The 18,442-nt window shown below is 66.5% G+C and carries 12 protein-coding genes; 8 read left to right on the top strand and 4 right to left on the bottom strand.

Going from position 1 to position 18,442, the window contains the following annotated elements:
• The first annotated feature begins 87 nt into the window (after positions 1-87).
• From LC490_RS21730 to LC490_RS21715, 4 genes are all read left to right on the top strand, one after another.
• Positions 88-3,252 (top strand): multidrug efflux RND transporter permease subunit, encoded by a 3,165-nt coding sequence (locus tag LC490_RS21730; RefSeq protein ID WP_223621591.1) that lies wholly within the window; start codon positions 88-90, stop codon positions 3,250-3,252.
• 676 nt (positions 3,253-3,928) lie between these two features.
• The gene (locus LC490_RS21725; protein ID WP_223621590.1) at positions 3,929-5,572 is read left to right on the top strand and encodes a multicopper oxidase domain-containing protein; all 1,644 of its coding nucleotides are present in this window, start codon (positions 3,929-3,931) and stop codon (positions 5,570-5,572) included.
• Between the two features lie 41 nt (positions 5,573-5,613).
• Positions 5,614-6,387, top strand: a complete 774-nt coding sequence (locus LC490_RS21720) for an FKBP-type peptidyl-prolyl cis-trans isomerase (protein WP_223621589.1) — start codon at positions 5,614-5,616, stop codon at positions 6,385-6,387.
• 1,223 nt (positions 6,388-7,610) lie between these two features.
• Positions 7,611-9,341 carry a DNRLRE domain-containing protein gene (locus LC490_RS21715; protein WP_223621606.1) on the top strand — a complete coding sequence of 577 codons (1,731 nt, stop codon included), beginning with the start codon at positions 7,611-7,613 and terminating at the stop codon, positions 9,339-9,341.
• Positions 9,342-9,518: 177 nt separating this feature from the next.
• Here the strand turns inward: LC490_RS21715 and LC490_RS21710 are convergent, their stop codons facing one another.
• Entirely contained in the window at positions 9,519-9,974 is a 456-nt protein-coding gene (locus LC490_RS21710; RefSeq protein WP_223621588.1) for a hypothetical protein, read from the bottom strand.
• Positions 9,975-10,235: 261 nt separating this feature from the next.
• Positions 10,236-11,705 carry an alpha-L-fucosidase gene (locus LC490_RS21705; RefSeq protein ID WP_223621587.1) on the bottom strand — a complete coding sequence of 490 codons (1,470 nt, stop codon included), beginning with the start codon at positions 11,703-11,705 and terminating at the stop codon, positions 10,236-10,238.
• A 300-nt stretch (positions 11,706-12,005) separates the two neighbouring features.
• On the opposite strand from LC490_RS21705, the gene LC490_RS21700 reads away from it, so the two are divergent.
• The 4 genes from LC490_RS21700 to LC490_RS21685 all read left to right on the top strand — a co-directional run bounded on the left by LC490_RS21700 (position 12,006) and on the right by LC490_RS21685 (position 16,630).
• The gene (locus tag LC490_RS21700) at positions 12,006-13,469 is read left to right on the top strand and encodes an alpha-L-fucosidase (protein WP_223621586.1); all 1,464 of its coding nucleotides are present in this window, start codon (positions 12,006-12,008) and stop codon (positions 13,467-13,469) included.
• Positions 13,470-13,950: 481 nt separating this feature from the next.
• Complete coding sequence (locus tag LC490_RS21695) at positions 13,951-14,931, top strand: TerC family protein (RefSeq protein WP_031372085.1); 981 nt, start codon at positions 13,951-13,953, stop codon at positions 14,929-14,931.
• An 89-nt stretch (positions 14,932-15,020) separates the two neighbouring features.
• Complete coding sequence (locus LC490_RS21690) at positions 15,021-15,884, top strand: DNA alkylation repair protein (protein WP_223621585.1); 864 nt, start codon at positions 15,021-15,023, stop codon at positions 15,882-15,884.
• A gap of 158 nt (positions 15,885-16,042) precedes the next feature.
• The gene (locus tag LC490_RS21685; RefSeq protein WP_223621584.1) at positions 16,043-16,630 is read left to right on the top strand and encodes an NAD(P)H-dependent oxidoreductase; all 588 of its coding nucleotides are present in this window, start codon (positions 16,043-16,045) and stop codon (positions 16,628-16,630) included.
• 6 nt (positions 16,631-16,636) lie between these two features.
• Here LC490_RS21685 and LC490_RS21680 read toward each other — a convergent pair whose 3' ends face one another.
• Complete coding sequence (locus LC490_RS21680) at positions 16,637-17,452, bottom strand: methyltransferase domain-containing protein (RefSeq protein WP_223621583.1); 816 nt, start codon at positions 17,450-17,452, stop codon at positions 16,637-16,639.
• Between the two features lie 61 nt (positions 17,453-17,513).
• Positions 17,514-18,392 carry an AraC family transcriptional regulator gene (locus tag LC490_RS21675; RefSeq protein ID WP_223621582.1) on the bottom strand — a complete coding sequence of 293 codons (879 nt, stop codon included), beginning with the start codon at positions 18,390-18,392 and terminating at the stop codon, positions 17,514-17,516.
• Positions 18,393-18,442 lie beyond the last annotated feature (50 nt).

Below are 18,442 nucleotides of genomic sequence, written 5' to 3'. Positions count from 1 at the left end.
GACCGCACACCACGCCATTCCCGGCCGACGTCCTGGTGACGTCGGTTGCGACCGCTTGCGGCCCCGCGCCGCGCCCAGGACTCCGTCATGGACTTCTCGCGTTTCTTCATCGACCGTCCGATCTTCGCGGCGGTGCTGTCGATCCTGATCTTCGCCGCCGGCCTGATCGCGATCCCGCTGTTGCCGGTCAGCGAATACCCCGACGTGGTGCCGCCGACCGTGGTGGTGCGCGCGGTCTACCCGGGCGCCAACGCCAAGGTCATCGCCGAAACCGTAGCCACGCCGCTGGAGGAAGCGATCAACGGCGTGGAACGGATGATGTACATGAAGTCGGTTGCCGGCTCCGACGGCGTGCTTGTGGTCACCGTGACCTTCAAGCCCGGCACCGACGCCGACCAGGCCCAGGTGCAGGTGCAGAACCGGGTTAGTCAGGCATTGGCGCGTCTGCCCGAGGATGTGCGGCGCCAGGGCGTGACCACCCAGAAGCAGTCGCCGACCCTGACCATGCTGGTGCACCTGATCTCGCCGGACGGCAAATACGACTCGCTGTACCTGCGCAACTACGCGACCTTGAAGCTCAAGGACGACCTCGCGCGACTGCCCGGCGTCGGCCAGATCCAGATGTTCGGCAGCGGCGACTACGCGATGCGGATCTGGCTCGACCCCAACCGCATCGCCGCGCGCGGCCTGAGCGCGGGCGACGTGGTGCGGGCGATCCGCGAACAGAACGTGCAGGTTTCGGCCGGCCAGCTCGGTGCCGAGCCGATGGCGAACCGCAGCGAGTTCCTGATTCCGATCAACGCCCAGGGCCGCTTGCACAGCGAAGCCGAGTTCGGCGGTATCGTCGTCAAGAGCGGCGCCGACGGCGAGCTGGTGCGGCTGTCCGATGTGGCCCGTATCGAACTCGATGCCGGCGACTACAGCCTGCGCGCCCAGCTCGACAACCAGGACGCGGTCGCGATCGGCCTGTTCGAGGCGCCCGGCGCCAATTCGATCGGCCTGTCGAACGCGGTGCGCGCGCGCATGAGCGAGCTCGCACGGACCTTCCCGCCGGGGTTGGAGTACCGCATCGTCTACGACCCGACCGTGTTCGTGCGCGACTCGATCAAGGCGGTGGTCACGACGCTGTTGGAAGCCGTCGCCCTGGTGGTGCTGGTGGTGATCCTGTTCCTGCAGACCTGGCGTGCTTCGATCATCCCCTTGCTCGCCGTGCCGGTGTCGGTGGTCGGCACCTTCGCCGCGCTGTACCTGCTCGGTTTCTCGATCAACACCTTGAGTTTGTTCGGCCTGGTGTTGGCGATCGGCATCGTCGTCGACGACGCGATCGTGGTGGTGGAAAACGTCGAACGCAATATCGAAGAAGGCCTGACCCCGCTGGCCGCGGCGCACCAGGCGATGAAGGAAGTGTCCGGCCCGATCGTCGCGATCGCCGTGGTGCTGTGCGCGGTGTTCGTGCCGATGGCGTTCCTGTCGGGCGTGACCGGCCAGTTCTACAAACAGTTCGCGGTGACCATCGCCATCTCGACGGTGATCTCGGCGATCAACTCGCTGACTTTGTCGCCGGCTCTGGCCGCGAAACTGCTCAAGCCGCATGGTGCACCGAAAGACGCGCCGACGCGCCTGATCGAGCGCCTGTTTGGCTGGCTGTTCCGCCCGTTCAACCGCTTCTTCGCGTCGAGCTCGCAGAAGTACCAGGGCGCAGTTTCGCGCGCGCTGGGCAAACGCGGCGCCGTGTTCGTCGTCTATGCGCTGTTGCTGGTCGGCAGCGGCCTGATGTTCAAGGCCGTGCCGGGCGGCTTCATCCCGATCCAGGACAAGCTGTACTTGATCGGCGGGGTGAAACTGCCCGAAGGCGCCTCGCTCGCGCGCACCGATGCGGTGATCCGCAAGATGAGCGCGATCGCGATGTCGACCGAAGGCGTGTCGGCGTCGGAAGGCTATCCCGGCCTGAACCCGCTGCAGTTCACCAACACGCCTAACACCGGCACCCTGTTCTTCGAACTCGACGGTTTCGGCGAGCGCGAGCGCAGCGCCGAGGCGATCAACGCCGAACTCAACGAGAAGTTCGCGGCCCTACAGGAAGGCGCGGCGTTCTCGTTCATGCCGCCGCCGATCCTCGGCCTCGGCGCCGGTTCGGGCTATGCGCTGTACATCCAGGACCGCAGCGGCCAGGGCTACGGCGAGCTGCAGAACGCACTCAACGGCTTGAGCGGCGCGGTCGCGCAGACCCCGGGCATGGGCTATCCGATCAGCACCTACCAGGCCAACGTGCCGCAGCTCGACGCGCGCGTCGACCGCGCCAAGGCCAAGGCCCAGGGCGTTCCGCTCGACGAACTGTTCGATACCCTCCAGACCTATCTGGGCTCGGCCTACGTCAACGACTTCAACCGCTTCGGCCGCACCTACCAGGTCATCGCCCAGGCCGACGGCGCCCACCGCGACAGCATCGAGGACATCGCCAACCTGCGCGTGCGCAACGTCGACGGCGCGATGGTGCCGCTCGGCTCGATGGTGAGCCTCGGCGAAACCTACGGCCCCGACCCGGTGATCCGCTACAACGGCTATCCCGCCGCCGACGTGGTCGGCGAATCCGACCCGCGCCTGTTGTCCTCGAGCGAAGCGATGCAGTCCCTGCGCGAACTGGCCGCCAAGCACTTGCCGAACGGCATGGCCATCGAGTGGACCGACCTGAGCTATCAGCAGGCGACCCAGGGCAACGCCGCGCTGATCGTGTTCCCGCTCGCGGTGTTGCTGGCCTTCCTCGCGCTCGCGGCCCTGTACGAAAGCTGGACTCTGCCGCTGGCGGTGATCCTGATCGTGCCGATGACCTTGCTGTCGGCCTTGTTCGGCGTGTGGCTGAGCGGCGGCGACAACAACGTGTTCGTACAGGTCGGCCTGGTGGTGCTGATGGGGCTGGCGTGCAAGAACGCGATCCTGATCGTCGAATTCGCCCGCGAACTCGAACTGCAGGGGCGCGGCATCGTCGAGGCAGCGCTGGAAGCCTGCCGCCTGCGTCTGCGCCCGATCGTGATGACCTCGATCGCCTTCGTCGCCGGCACCGTGCCCCTGCTGATCGGCCAGGGCGCAGGCAGCGAAGTGCGCGCCGCCACCGGCATCACCGTATTCGCCGGTATGCTGGGCGTAACCTTGTTCGGTCTGTTCCTGACTCCGGTGTTTTACGTGGCGTTGCGGACGTGGGTGATGCGGGGTGCGACGGCGCGGGCTTCCGCTGACACGCTTGCTCTCGGGTAGGAGCGACGCAAGTCGCGAACGCGTTGCATCGGGCTAACGGCGTCAGCGACTGCAGCCCTGTAGGAGCGGCGTGAGCCGCGACCGCGCTGTGTCCCGTTGTAGCGTGTCTGGCGGTGTGTCATTGAAGCAACTGCAACTGCAAAGCTTCCGCCCGCTAAAGCGGCCGGGTTACTTTCTTTTGCTAAGCCTAAAAGTCCGTCTGGATTCCCTTCGGTCAAAGGTAACCAAAGAAAAGGGCTCTCCTTGCAAGGGCACAGGCCACGAGTGCGCGGCTAGCGCCGGGATTTTTCGATAGGACATCCTTGTCCTATCGAAAAACGGCGCACGTCCTGTGCGCCGCCCTCCGGGTCTACGGTTGCATTGCTAGATCGGAACTGCGCCAAGCTTTCAAGGCAACGGCAACGGCAACGGCAACGGCGGGCCGGGGGCTTGTGATTGGGGTAGGAGCGACGCAAGTCGCGACCGCGTGGCTTCAACCTCGCGGCGTCATGGTCGTGCGGGTGGGCGCTGCGGGCTGATCCAGATCGCTGCATCTTGTTGAGATCGCGGCTTGGGCCCCCGACCAGAATGATCACCGAGTTGATCGGCGTCACAGAAGCGACGCGCGTCTGCAACATTTGCAACATGGGCTGTGGATGATGGCGGGTCGCCTGACGCTTCCGGGGATGCCCTACCGATGACCGACCCGCAACGCCGCCGCTTCCTGGTCGGGCTCACCGTGGGCGGTGCGGCGACCGTCGCCGGGCCGCTGGCGCTGTGGCGCTGGACCGGCGGTCACGGGCATAGCCTCGGCTCGGGCCCGGCACCGAAGTTGTCGGAGTTGGCGCCGGACGCTCGCTTCGTGCAGCCGCTGCGCTTGCCCGGTGTCGACGGCCTGCTCGCCGAGGTCGATCTGAAGCAACCGCTGCGCCTGCTTGCGCAGACGCTTTCGGTGGGTCTGTTCCCGGGCGCGGCGACTTCGCTGTGGGCGTATACCGGTCGCGTCGGTGCGCGCGAAGTCGGCAATCCCTTGTTGCATGCGCGCCGCGGCGATACGGTCGAGGTCGAACTCGATAATCGCCTCGCCGAGGCGACTACGATCCATTGGCACGGCCTGAGCATCGACGAGGCCAACGACGGCAGCGGCCTGCATCCGGTCGCGCCCGGCGCCCGCCGAAGCTATCGCTATCGGGTCGACAACCGCGCCGGCCTGTACTGGTATCACGCTCATCCGCACGGACGCACCGGCGTGCAATTGCAGCGCGGCCTGGCCGGTTTGCTGTTGGTCGAGGACGAGGAAGAACGCGCGCTGCGGCAGCGCCTTGGCATGCGCTGGGGCGAGCGCGATCTGCCCTTGATGATCGCCGACAAGCAGGTCGGCGCCGACAACGCCATCGTCTACAAGGACGGCGCCGACGACTGGATCGGCAACCGCGTGCTGGTCAACTGGACGCCCGAGCCTTACCTCGACGTGATCCCGGCCTGGTATCGCTTCCGTCTGGCCAACGTCGCCAATGCGCGCATGCTGCGGGTGGCCTTCGTGCAGGGCGATCAGGTGCTGCCGATGCAGTTGATCGGCACCGACGGCGGCCTGCTCGCCCAGGCCTGGCCGGTCGACGATGTGTTTCTCGGGCCGGCGCAGCGCATCGACGTGCTGGTCGACTTCGGCGCGCTCACGCCCGGCCAGCGGGTGATGCTGCGCAGCCTCGACTACGTGGCGATGGAGAACGAGGACGAATCCGGTGCCTTCCTGCCCGATCCGATGGCCGATCATCCCGGCGCCACGCCGATGGGCGCCGCGTTGGACCTGATGGAACTGCGTTTGATCGAATGCGCGACCGAACGCCGGCCGCCGACGCGGCTGCCCGACCTGAGTGCCTTGTCGAAGATCGACCCGTTGCCCGACACCGCCGACTGGCCGGTGCGCGCCTTGCGTCTGCGCATGGACGAGGCCGGGCGCTGGTTCATCAACGACTGGAATTTCCACGACAGCGGCCACGAGCCGTCGTTCTCGGTGCGCCGCGGCAGCCGCGAGGTCTGGGAAATCCGCAACAGCATGACCAGCATGCCGCACCCGATCCATCTGCACGGCTTCCAGTTCCGTGTGCTCTCGCGCAGCATCAGCCCGCCGGATATCCGCGGCCGCCAGGTCGCGCCCGGCGGTCTGACCGCGCAGGACCTGGGCTGGAACGACACCGTCGTGGTCTGGCCCGGCGAGATCGTGCGCCTGGCCATCGACTTCGCCCAACCGCTCAGCGGCAGCCAGCGCTACATGCTTCATTGCCACAACCTCGAACACGAGGACATGGGCATGATGCTGACCTTTGCGGTGACCGACTGATTCCGCCTTCCCGATCGATGCCCCTGCATTACGGAGTTGCCATGCGCCACGATTTCCTGCGTCCGACCCTGCTCGCCGCCGTCCTGGGCCTGGCCGCATGCACGCCGCCTGCAGGCGGCCCAGCGGGCGACGCCGCCAGCGATGCCGCTGGCGGCGCGCTGACCGCGGCCGAGCTCGACAGCGAGAAGGTCCGCATCAGCTACATCGTCGGCCGCGATTTTGCCCGCAGCATCGAACCCATCCGCGGCGAACTGGACCAAGGCATCGTGCTGCGCGCGATCCGCGACGCCCAGGCCGGCGCGCCGCCGCTGTTCGACGAGGCGCAGAGCAAGAAGATCCGCGAAGGCTTCAGCGAGCATCTGCGCAACAAGCGCGACGGTGAGCTCAAGCAGCTCGCCGCGCGCAACCTCGAAGCCGGCGACGCCTTCCTGAAGAAGAACGCGAAAGTCGACGGCGTGGTCAGCACTGCTTCCGGTCTGCAGTACCAGATGCTGCGGGCGGGCAAGGGTGCGCACCCGAAAGCCAGCGACACCGTACGCGTCAACTACGTCGGCCGCTTGCTCGATGGCAGCAAGTTCGAGAGCACCTACGACACCGACCACCCGGCCGAATTCGTCCTTGCCCAAGTCATGCCGGGCTGGACCGAAGCCGTGCAGCTGATGACGCCGGGCAGTCAGTACCGCTTCTGGATTCCGCCCAAGCTCGCTTACGGCGAGCAGGGGTTGCCTGGGCAGATTGAACCCAATGCGACCTTGGCGTTCGAGATCGAGCTGTTGGAGATTGCAGGGCAGGGGGCGCCGACGCAGGGGGAATGAGGGGCGGTCGAGGCCGGATTAGTTCTTGATCGCAAAGGTGATGCCAGGCGAAGTGGCTGTTCGGTTAGCTGAGATTATGCCGTTCTCCGTTCTCCGTTCTCCGTTCTCCGTTCTCCGCTCTCCGCTTCTTGCTCTTCGCTTTTCCTGCGAATTGGAGACCCGGAGGGCGGCCCGCATGGATGCGGGCCGTTTTTCATCGGGACAGGGATGTCCCGTATGAAAAATCCCTGCGTCGGCACCGAACGCGCGGGCCCTTGATTCAAAGAAAAGCATTTTTCTTTGGTTAGCTTTCTTTTGTTGCTTATGACAAAAGAAAGTAACCCGCCGCTTTAGTGGCGGAAGCTCTTAGCGTTTGATCTTGCTTCTGAAAACCCAAAGCAAGTGCAGAGCTGTCACCCTTGTAGGAGCGACGTAAGTCGCGACCGATCTCGCCGAGTATCGATCAAGCAAGAGCAGAGCTTCCGTCCGCTACGCGGCCGGGTTACTTTCTTTTGCTAAGCCCAAAAGAAAGGTAACCAAAGAAAAGGGCTCTCCTTGCAAGGGCACAGGCCACGAGTGCGATGCTAGCGCGGGGATTTTTCGATAAGACGTCCCTGTCTTATCGAAAAACGGCGCACGTCCTGTGCGCCGCCCTCCGGGTCTCCACTTGACCGACAAAGCGGCAAAGCGGCAAAGCAGCAAAGCAGCAAAGCAGATCAAAATCTTGGCAACGGCAACGGCAACGGCAACGGCAACGGCAACGGCAACGGCAACGGCAACGGCAACGGCAACGGCAACGGCAGTTCAGCGCCGCAGCTCACGTAAATCGCGGAAGGAACGCGGTCGCGGCTTGCGCCGCTCCTACCCCCGCGAAAGTGCGCCGCTTCGATGGGCGTCATTTGCGCCATGGCCTCTACTCGTCCCTTGGTCGCGACTCACGTCGCTCCTACAGGAGGGAAGGATTCGCAGGCTACTTCGGAGCAGTTGCAGAGCTCGCGGCGGCCGACGCCCCATGCCAGCGGCACCCGCCGAATACCTACGGAAAACACATTGTTTTCACCGATTTCGGCGACCGCCCGTCGGCCAGACATCGATCTGTGACGGCAGCCGCACGTGGCCCCGCAACGGGCGGGGAATCCGTCGCAATCGTGTAGTCGTTTAGCGGCCACACTCCGCAACGTTCGTGGTCCGCCCGGACCCTTACCCGCCCGCCATCACCGTTACGGAGACAGCCAGTGAACCCCATGCTCAAGGGCCTGCCCGCCCAGGGCGCGATCGCCTCGTTGTTGATCGCCGCCGTTCTCGCGCCCGCATCGGCCAGCCAGCGCACGCTGCAGCTGTCCGAGGACGACACCTTCAGCAAGCCGGTGCCGGCGCCCAAGGCGACGCCGTTGGCCAAGGCCGCCGCGCTCGACCGCGTCTGCGAAAGCGGCGCCAAGTGGATGCGCCTGGGGTTCAAGCAACTCAAGCTGAGCGGCTACGACTCGCTGGTGCTGACCAGCAGCGGCGGCGACCGCGTGGTGTTCGAAGGCAAGCACTGGAACGACCGCAGCTTCCATACCCGCGCCCTGCGCGGCGATTGCGTCGACATCAAGCCGTATTTCAGCCAGCCCGACAGCGCCTTCCAGCTCGACCGCTACGAATACAGCACGACGGCGCTGGAACTGGCGAGCGTGGTCGTGGCCGGCGCCGGCGACATCTGCGACACCAGCGGCACCGCGTGCAAGGGCACGTCCGACCTGATCGTCTCGATCAACCCGACCGCGGTCTTCACTGCGGGCGACAACGCCTACGACAGCGGCACGCTGAGCGAATTCAATAACCGCTACGCGCCGACCTGGGGCCGCTTCAAGGCGTTGACCAGCCCCTCGCCGGGCAACCACGAGTACTACACCAGTGGCGCCAGCGGTTACTTCGACTACTTCAATGGTGTCGGCAACGCCGACGGCCCGGCCGGTAATCGCAGCAAGGGCTATTACAGCTGGGACGTGGGCGACTGGCACTTCATCGCCTTGAACACGATGACCGGCGGCACGGTGTCCTCGACCCAGATCACCTGGCTCAAGAACGATCTGGCCGCCAACACCAAACCCTGCACCGCGGCGTATTTCCATCACCCGCTGGTGAGCCGCGGCAGCTACAGCGGCTACAGCCAGGTCAAGCCGTTCTGGGATGCGCTGTATGCGGCCAAGGCCGATCTGGTCCTGGTCGGCCACGACCACAACTACCAGCGCTACGGCAAGATGAATCCGAGCCAGGCCGCGGCCAGCGACGGCATCCGCCAGATCCTGATCGGCACCGGCGGGCGCGCGTTCTACGACATCGACGGCAGCCATGCCTCGCTGGAAGCGAGCAACGACAACACCCACGGCGTGCTCAAGCTGACCCTGACCGCGACCGGCTACACCGGCGACTTCGTGCCGCGCGCCGGCAGCAGCTATACCGATCATTTCACCGGCACCTGCAACAAGGGCGGCAATCCCTCGCAGTCGCTGACCCTCAACGCGGTGCGCGACGTCACCGTCAAATCCGGTGGCAGCCGCGTCAACACCGCGGTGCTGTATGCCGACGGCAGCGACGGCGGCCAGCAATTGCGCGGTCTGATGGGCTGGAACGTCACGAGCGCCGCGGGTCTGAACCTGGTCTCGGCGCAGGTGAAGCTGCAGGTCAGCGATCGCGCGACCGGCGTCTACGACCTGTACCAGGTCACGACGAGCTGGAGCGAAAGCAACGCGACCTACAGCGGAGCCACGCTCGGCACCAAGCTCGGTTCGGTCACCCCGAGTGCGACCGGCGCGCAGTACGTGACCCTCAACGCCGCCGGCCTCCAGTTGGTGAAGAACTGGGCCGCGGGCACGGTCGCCAACAACGGCGTGATCCTGGTGGCGGCCTCCGGCGTCACCGACGGCGTCGACTGGTCCTCGCGCGAAGGCGCGAACGCGCCGCAGCTATTGCTGAGCTACACGACGCCCTGAGCCGGCGCTCCGAAGCGGCGTTTGAGCGGCCGACGATCGCTTCGTCGGCCGCTGCGAACCAGCCTCCAGCGCCGCAGCGAGCCTGCGGGCGCTGGACACCGGACGATGCCGTTGCCGGCGACGGCAACGGAGATTTGCGTTGCGGCAGATCGAATACGGGTCGATGCGTGTTGCGGGTCAGCTCATCGCCTGCAACAGCGTGCGCGATCCGACGCCGGCGCCGATCATGAGCTTGACCGATTCCTTGATCCGGTCCGCGCCGCCGAGTTTGACCGCGGCGACCAGACGCTCGCCGATGGTCTTGCTCTCGTCGGTGGAATGCGCCTGCGCGCCGAGCACCGCGAAACCTTTCTCGGTCAGGCGATAGCGCAAGGCCATGTGGACGAAGGCCACACCGTTCAAGGACTCTTTCACGCAGGCGTTGCTGCGCAGATAGCCTTCGTCGAGCAACCATTCGAACGTGGCGCCGCAAGCCAATACCGCGGCGGCCATGTCTTCGCGATTGGCCGGGTCCAGGCCTGGGATATGTCGCGCCGATTCCTCGGCGTTGAAGCGGGCTACGACGGGATGCTGTTCTAGCGCCGCTGCACAGATGCGCGCAGTGGCAATGCTGAAAACTTCGATATTTTTCATTGATGACGCCCCCTGACGTCCTTGCTATTTACGAGGGGGTTACGTCAACGCCGTGTGATGGAAAAAACGCGTAAAGATTTGAATATCAAGGCGATTTATTGATGTGCGTCTCGTCGAATCTGTGACTGCCGATGTGCGGCCATCAACAATCTGACCCACTACGGCAGATGCACGCCAACAGCGGCACCCGCGTTGGCCCACAGCGTCAGGCAGACCGGGCCGCGCGCACAAAACGGCACAACTTCGTCGCAATCGGCGGCCTCAGGATTCTGTCGGAACCAGCTCGATCACGGTGTCGATCGCATCGGGCAACTGCTTGGGCAACTCGACGATCAACTGCCGGCCTTCGCGCCGCGTCGTCAATGCCGCGCCGCCGTCGAGCAGACGTGCGCGACGGGCACCGTCGACGTCCAGGCGCAAGCGGCCGTCGGCAGGGCGTTCGAACACGTGCAGATACATGCGGTCGGGTTTCGCGGTGATGCGCCCCCAGGCGACCGCGTCGAGCGGGCTGGCCTGGGTGGCGTAGACCGATTCGCCGTTGCGGCGCAGCCAGGCGCCGATCTGTTCGAGCCGGGTCGCGCTGGCCTTGGGCACGCTGCCATCGGCCTCCGGCCCGATGTTGAGCAGGAAGTTGCCGCCCTTGCTGGCGGTGTCGACGAGGTTGCGGACCAGCTCGCGCGTCGATTTCCACTGGTCGTCGAGCGCGCTATAGCCCCAGGTGCCGTTCATGGTCATGCAGGCTTCCCAGTCGACGCCGGCCATGCCCTGCGCCGGGATCGCCTGCTCGGGCGTGGTGAAGTCGCCGTGCGCGCGATCGAACCAGCGCAGGCTGCCTTGCGGATCGTCGTAGCCGAGCGAGCGATACAAGCGATTGTTCATGACGATGGCGGGTTGCGCGGCGCGCACCATCGTCATCAACTCGCCGGCACGCCAGGTTTCGCCTTCGGCGCCGGGATTGGAATAGTCCCACCACAGCACGTCGATCGGGCCGTAGTGCTCGACCAGCTCGCGCACCTGCGCCTGCAGGAAATCCTGATAGGCCTTGAGGTTCGCGCGTCGGGCGTAGTCGGGATCGTCCCGGTCGGTGGCTTTCTCGAGCGGATGCGGCAGCGGGTGTTCGAGGCGGGCGAAATCGCGATACGGGTAGGCCGGGTGATGCCAGTCGATCACCGAGTGATACAGGCCCACCTTGAGGCCTTCGGCGCGCGCGGCGTCGACGATCTCGCGGACCAGATCGCGGTCGACCGCGTCTTTCGCATCGAAGCGCGTGACCGCGCTGTCGTGCAGGGCGAAGCCTTCGTGGTGCTTGCTGGTGAACACCAGATACTTCGCGCCGGCGTTCTTGGCCAGCTTCGCCCATTCGCGGGCGAAGCCGGGCTTGGGCTTGAACAGCGGCAACATCTGCCGTGCGTACTCGTCGGTCGGCACGTGCGCATTGCGCTGGATCCATTCGGCCGAGCCCTTGATCGGCTCGCCGTTCCAGCGCCCGGCCGCGCCCGAGTACAGGCCCCAGTGCACGAACATGCCGAAGCGCGCCTCGCGCCACCAGCGCATGCGCGCATCGAACGCGGCCTGGCTCTCGCTCGGCGCCGCCACCACCAGTGCGGGCGCGTCGGCGGCCGGCGTCGCCGCTATTGCGCTGCCGGCCGTCGCCCACAGGGCGCCAAGCAACGCGGCGGTGAGGGACGCTCGATGGGTCGAACGATGCGGGGGGCGACGCGTACACGACATGCTATTGCTCCGGCGGTGACGAACCGCAGGCATCGGAACAGACCGACGCCGATGCGGTCAACCGTTGTGCGTCGTCGATCGGCCGCCGTCATCGCGAAAGCGATAAGGTTTTTGACGCAGGTGCGAATCTCCAAAAAATTCCAATGTCTGTCCAGACATCGCATAAGCATGTGCGTGGATTCGAGTACGCATGCGGATTCATCCGCGCACGCCTGTGAGCGACGCGCCACTGCGACTAGACTCGGATCATCGAATACCGCCGTAGACCGCATCGGTCGCGGCCGCAACGCGAGGAGTTCCATGGATCGACGTCGTTTCCTGATCGCCGGCGGTGCCGGCGCCGTGGCATTGGGCGCCGCGCCGACGGTTTCTGCGCACCCGGCAACGTCGAGCGCACAACGCGAAACCTTGTCGCGGCCGCGGCCCACGCCGCAGCAATTGGCCTGGCAACGCGAAGAGCTGGCGCTGTTCGTGCATTTCACCGTCAACACCTTCACCGATCGCGAATGGGGCGAGGGCGACGAAGACCCGCAGGTGTTCGCGCCGACGCAACTCGACGCCGGGCAGTGGGCGCGCGCGGCCAAGGCCGGCGGTTTCCGCAGCCTGATCCTGACCGCCAAGCATCACGACGGTTTCTGCCTGTGGCCGACCGCGACCACCGCGCACAGCGTGCGCAATAGCCCGTGGCGCGACGGCCGCGGCGACGTGGTCCGCGAGTTCGTCGATGCCTGTCGCGCCGAAGGCCTCGGCGTGGGGTTCTATCTGTCGCCCTGGGACCGGCACGAACCGCGCTACGGCAGCGGCCAGGCCTACGACGACTTCTACATCGCACAGCTGACCGAGCTGTTGAGCAACTACGGCCCGGTGGTCGAAGTCTGGTTCGACGGCGCCAACGGCGAAGGCCCGAACGGCAAACGCCAGGCCTACGACTGGCCGCGCATCCATCGCACCGTGCGCGAGTTGCAAGCCGATGCGATCGTGTTTTCCGATGCCGGCCCCGACGTGCGTTGGATCGGCAACGAACGCGGCGTCGCCGGCAGTACCTGCTGGGCTTCGGTCGACCCGGCGCGCGTGCCCTATGCCGGCTTCGACCGCCCATGGGTCGGCGAAGCCCTGCAGCAGGGCGACCCTTACGGTTCGGTCTGGCGCCCCGGCGAAACCGACGTTTCGATCCGCCCGGGTTGGTTCTGGCATGCGGCCGAAGACGCGAAGGTACGCAACGCGCAGCAGCTGATCGACTTGTATTTCAGCTCGGTCGGGCGTAACAGCAAGTTGCTGCTCAACGTGCCGCCGACCCGCGAAGGCCGTTTCCACGCCACCGACGTCGCCAACCTGGCCGCGTTCGGACAACGACGACAGGCCTTGTTCGCCGGCGGCAATCTGCTCGCCGGGGCGCGGCTGCGCGCGAACGCGAGCGCCGACGGCCATGCGCCTGCGCGCGTGCTCGACGGCGAGGCGGACTCGTATTGGGCGCCGTCCAGCGATGCGCGCAGCGGCTGGATCGAGTTCGAACTCGAACGCGAGATCGAATTCGATCTGTTGTGCCTGCAGGAAGCGATCGTTCACGGTCAGCACATCGCCAACCATCGCGTCGAACACTGGCGCGATGGCGTCTGGCAGCCGTTCGCCTGGGGCACGACCATCGGCTACAAGCGCCTGGAGCGCTTCGACCCCGTGCGCACCCATCGCCTGCGCGTGAGCATCGAGCATGCTTATGACATGCCGCGCCTGGCGAGCGTGGCTGTGTATCGCAGCCCGCGTTGATCGTCGCGCTCGAGGGTAGGAGCGGCGTCCCGGGGATTTCCTCCGGTCACAAGCCGCGACAGACCAAAGCGATGTACGTAAGCGTGGTGAGCGGATGCCGGATGCCTGAAGTCAGCCGGGACTATGCCGCTTCGGATGCTTGCGTGGTATTCGGCTGCTGCGGTTGGTCGCGGCTCGCGCCGCTCCTGCCCTGAAAGCCCGGGCCCAGGCGCCCCGGTAACCTGAACTGAAATTCAGCCGCACCCGTGCTAAGGTGCGCGCCAGAAGGGGAGTAGCTCCCGCTGTCGTATCGTCATTACGGGCTTACCGCCCCGGTGCGACAGGCGTCCGGACCTTGGATCGATCGATCCGGCCGTACGCGGGCAAGACCTTCGCCGCCAGCGGCGAAGCGCCCATCCTCCCCGATTCCTTCCGGATGAATGACGCCTCGCGGCTGCGGTCGCGCAGTTTGCCGTCAGCTTTTCATCTCCGGGAGAACCACATGCAAACCATCGGAAGTCCGATGCTCTGGGGGGCGTTCGTCGCCTTCGTCGTCGTCGCCTTGCTCGTCGATCTGGTGCTGATGCGCCACGGCGGGCCGCACAAGGTGACCTTCAAGGAGGCCGCCTGGTGGAGCGTCGGCTGGATCGGCCTGGCGCTGGCGTTCAACGCCGGCCTGTGGTGGTGGGTGACCCAGCAGTCCGGCGCCGAGATCGGCAACCGCATCGGCCTGGAGTTCCTGACCGGCTACTTGGTCGAGAAATCGCTCGCGGTCGACAACATCTTCGTGTTCCTGATGCTGTTCTCCTACTTCGCCATGCCCGAGGAGCAACGCCAGCGGGTGCTGGTGATCGGCGTGCTCGGCGCGATCGCGTTGCGCGCGATCCTGATCTTCGCCGGCGCCCTGTTGTTGGCGAAGTTCCACTGGATCTTGTACGTGTTCGGCGTGTTCCTGGTGGTGACCGGCATCAAGATGCTGTTGGCCGCCGGCAAGGCGCCCGACCTCGACAGCAACCCCTTGCTGAAATGGATGCGCAGCCATCTGCGCTTGACCGACGGCTACCACGGCGCGGCGATCTCGATCCAGCGCGATGGCCAGCGCTGGTACACGCCGCTGTTCGTGGTGATCGTGTTGATCGGCGTCACCGACGTGATTTTCGCCGTCGACTCGATCCCGGCGATCTTCGCGATCACCGAAGACCCCTTCATCGTGCTGACCTCGAACGTGTTCGCCGTGCTCGGCCTGCGCGCGATGTTCTTCCTGTTGCAGGGCATGGCCGACCGCTTCCATCTGCTGCCCTACGGCCTGGCCCTGGTGCTGGTGTTCATCGGCACCAAGATGCTGTTGATCGACGTGTACAAGGTGCCGATCCTGGTCTCGCTGCTCGGCGTCGCCGCGATCATCGGCGCTGCCATCGCCCTGAGCCTGCTGCGTCCGGCGCCGGCCAAGAGCGAGACCGAGACCGGCTCGACCGAGGTCTGATGCGGCGAGTCTGATCGCAAGCGTCGGGACATGGCGGACGGCGGCGCCGATGAGTACATTGGCGTCGCCGTCTTCGCGAGGGTAAGGACATGGCCCGCACTGCCGCCACTCAGGCAGTCGCCAAGGCGACCCGCACGCCGTCCGCGAGCAAGCGGGCGGCGTCCAAACAGGCGGCTTCCACGCGGGAGGCTCCGGCCGCATCGCCACCGCCGCTCGCCGAACGCTTGGGCGATGCGCTGGCGCAACTGCGCGCCGCCGCCAGCACGAGCCATCGCGATGGTTTGGCGCGCTACGCGATCCCCACCGAGCGCGCCTTCGGCGTGCCGATGGCCTCGATCCAGGGCATCGCCAAACGCCTCGGCCGCGACCGCGAACTCGCCGAGGCCTTGTGGGGCAGCGGCTGGTACGAGGCGCGCTTGCTCGCGTCCTACCTCGACGACCCGGCCCAAGTCAGCGCCGCGCAGATGGATCGCTGGGGCCGCCAATTCGACAACTGGGCGGTGTGCGACACCGTCTGCTTCGCCTTGTTCGATCGCAGCCCGCACGCCTGGCGCAAGATCGGGCAATGGGCCGGGCGTCGCGACGAATACCTCAAGCGCGCGGCGTTCGCACTGCTGGCCAGCAAGACCGTGCACGACAAAGCCGCGCCGGACCAAGCCTTCCTGCATGGGCTGGAACTCATCGAGGCGGGTGCCGGCGACGAACGCAACTTCGTCAAGAAAGCCGTCAACTGGGCCCTGCGTTCGATCGGCAAACGCAATGCCGTGCTGCACGCCGCAGCGCTCGCCGTGGCGAAACGCTTAGCCGCCTCGGAAGACGCCGCGCCGCGCTGGGTCGGCAAGGATGCGCTGCGCGAGCTCAACAGCGCCGCCGTCGTCGCCCGCGTGACGGCCAAGGCGGCGCGTGTGCCGGCACGCAAGGCCGCGGCGAAGGCACCGCGCACACGCAAGTAAGCCCCGAGGCCGGCCTCTTTGCCCAGGCGATCGCGTACATTCGCTGCGGCCATTGCCTGATCGCGAATCGTCCATTAGCGTCCCAAGCTCGGCACGGTGGTCGGCGTGAGCGCCGTACTGTCTCGCCTCGTCTCCGCTTTCACTTTCCGGCCTTCCGCATGCTCGCTTCGATCATCGTCGCCAACCCCGATCCGCTCAGCTTGAGCCACGCCATGGCCCAGCTCGCGCAGCGCACGCTTGCCGTACGCGGTTACGAAATCGCGTTTCACGATCTCAATGCGGAGGGTTTCGATCCGGTCCAGCCCACGGGCGAAAGCGCCAACACCGCATCGGTCGATGCCCTGGTCGAACAGCACTGCGCCGAACTCGCGCAGGCCGACCTGATCCTGGTGTTCCATCCGAACTGGTGGGGCCAGCCGCCGGCGATCCTCAAGGGCTGGATCGACCGGGTGTTCCGGCTTGGCACCGCCTATGGCTATCCGCCGGGCGTGTCCTACGAGGGCGTGCCGGTCGGTCTGCTGCGAGCGAGCCACGCCATTGTCGTAAATACCTCGAACACGCCGCCGGAGCGAGAGGCGGCGGTATTCGGCGATCCGCTCGAGGCGATCTGGAAGCACTGCGTGTTCGGGTTGTGCGGGGTGGACAGCGTGATCAGGCGGATGGTCGGGCCGGTATCGGGCAGCAGCGCCGAGCAGCGCGCGCAATGGCTGGCCGAGGTCGAGACCCTCGTCGCCGAGCTGGCCTGATCGCGCTCAGGCGCGCCGCCATTTCTCCGCCACGCCCTTGAAGAAGCTGTAGCAGAAAGTGCCGTCGGCGCGGGTGGTGCGGCGCAGGTCGGCGAGGCCGGAGTCGAACGCGGCCGGCGTGCTGAGCCCGGCGGCGATCGCGGCATCGCGCACGCCTTCGACCATCGCGCAGAAGGTCTTGTCGGTGAACCCGTCGACGAGCGCGGGACGGCCGGCATCGGCATAGACCATGCGCGGCGACACCGCGACCCGGTCGAAGCCGACCGCGACCAGCAGCGGATACAGGCTGCGACCGATCAGGGCGTTGCCGCCGGCGCGGCGTTGCAGTTCGACCTGGCAATCGATCGTCGCTCGTGCGGCGGCGCTGTCGGGGTGGAAGCAGATCGTGCCGTGGTCGCCTTCGATCACCGTGATCGTGCCGCCGGGCTTGAGCACGCGGTCGAGCAAGGCCAGGGCCGTGAGCGGACGCGCCAGGTGTTCGAGCACGAAGCAGACGAACACGTGATCGAAGCTGCCGTCCGCGAACGGCAGCTCGAACAGATCGGCCTGCAGGAACTCGACGTTGTCGAGGCCGGCCGCGTCGGCGCGCCGGCGCGCTTCATCGACCGATTCGGCGGAACGGTCGATCGAGGTGAACTGTGTTCCCGGGCTGCGTCGGGCCAGGGTCAGGCTCTGGGCACCGACGCCGCAGCCGACTTCGAGCACGCGGCTGCCGGGCGGATAGACGGTGTCGGCGTGCAGCAGGTCGGCGAGGGTGCCGGCCTGATCCTGCAGGCGTGCGTGTTCGCGCGGGTGATAACCGTGGACGTAGTTGGAAGTCATGGCGGCGGCATCGAGGACGGAGACGGCAGTCTCGTGCGGCCTCGACCGCGCGTCTTGAAGCTTATTGCGGCGGTGCGGCGCCGTCGTTGCGCGGCCGGCGAGCCGCTGCCGCCCGCTGCCAGGCGCCCGGGGTGAAACCGAACTGGCGCGCGAACGCACGCGTCATATGGCTCTGATCGGCGAAGCCGCTGTCGGCCGCGGCATCGGTCAGGCTGCGGCCGCGCCGGATCAGGTCGCGGGCGCGCTCGACCCGCTGCTGGACCAGCCAAGCGTGCGGCGGCAGACCGTAGGCGCGCTGGAAGCGGCGCAGCAGTTGGTACTTGGTCAGCCCGAACGGGGCCGCCAGTTCGTCCAGGCTTGGCGCCCGCTGCGGGTCGTCGGCGAGCCGTTCGCGCACCTGGGCGAGGTCGGCCGACACTGCCGGCGCCGGCGCCTGGGTGCTGTGGCGTTCGAGCAATTGCGCGCAGACCTGCACCAGGGCTTCTTCGCAGGCCAGGCCGTCGTCGTCGTGGGCCTGGCCCTGGTTCCAGAGGTCGAGACGGGCGAACAAGCGCAACAGCAAGCCCTGCAATCGGGCGTCGCGGATGACCGGGCGGACCAGCTCCAGCGAGCCTGCCGACGCCAGCGACGGCGCAACGCAGGGCGCGCTCATCGAATGCATCAGCTGCGGATCGAGGTAGAGCATGCGCCAGCGCCGTGCGCCGCCGAGCGGACGGCCGTCGTGCACTTCGCCGGGGTTGGTCGTGATCAGGTCGCCGGCGCGGGCGTCGACCTGGCCGCGTCCGCTCGCCGAACTCTGCGCGCCGCGTTCGAGCAGGCCGAGGCCGTAGGTTGCGTGCCAATGGCGGCCGAACTCGCGCGCGCTGTCGATCTGGGTGCCGTACAAGCCGGCCCAGGGCGAGGCGGTGACGCGGCTGCGATGGTCCGGGGCGGCGGGCATGGCGCCAATCATCGCACCCCCATCGCATCTCATCGCATCGCTCTGCCCGG

This window comes from Lysobacter sp. ESA13C, from assembly GCF_019970005.1.
GTDB classification, from domain to species: Bacteria; Pseudomonadota; Gammaproteobacteria; order Xanthomonadales; family Xanthomonadaceae; genus Lysobacter; species Lysobacter antibioticus_B.
The sequence above is the reverse complement of the archived record's forward strand: the minus strand, read 5'-3'. Positions and strand labels throughout refer to the sequence as shown.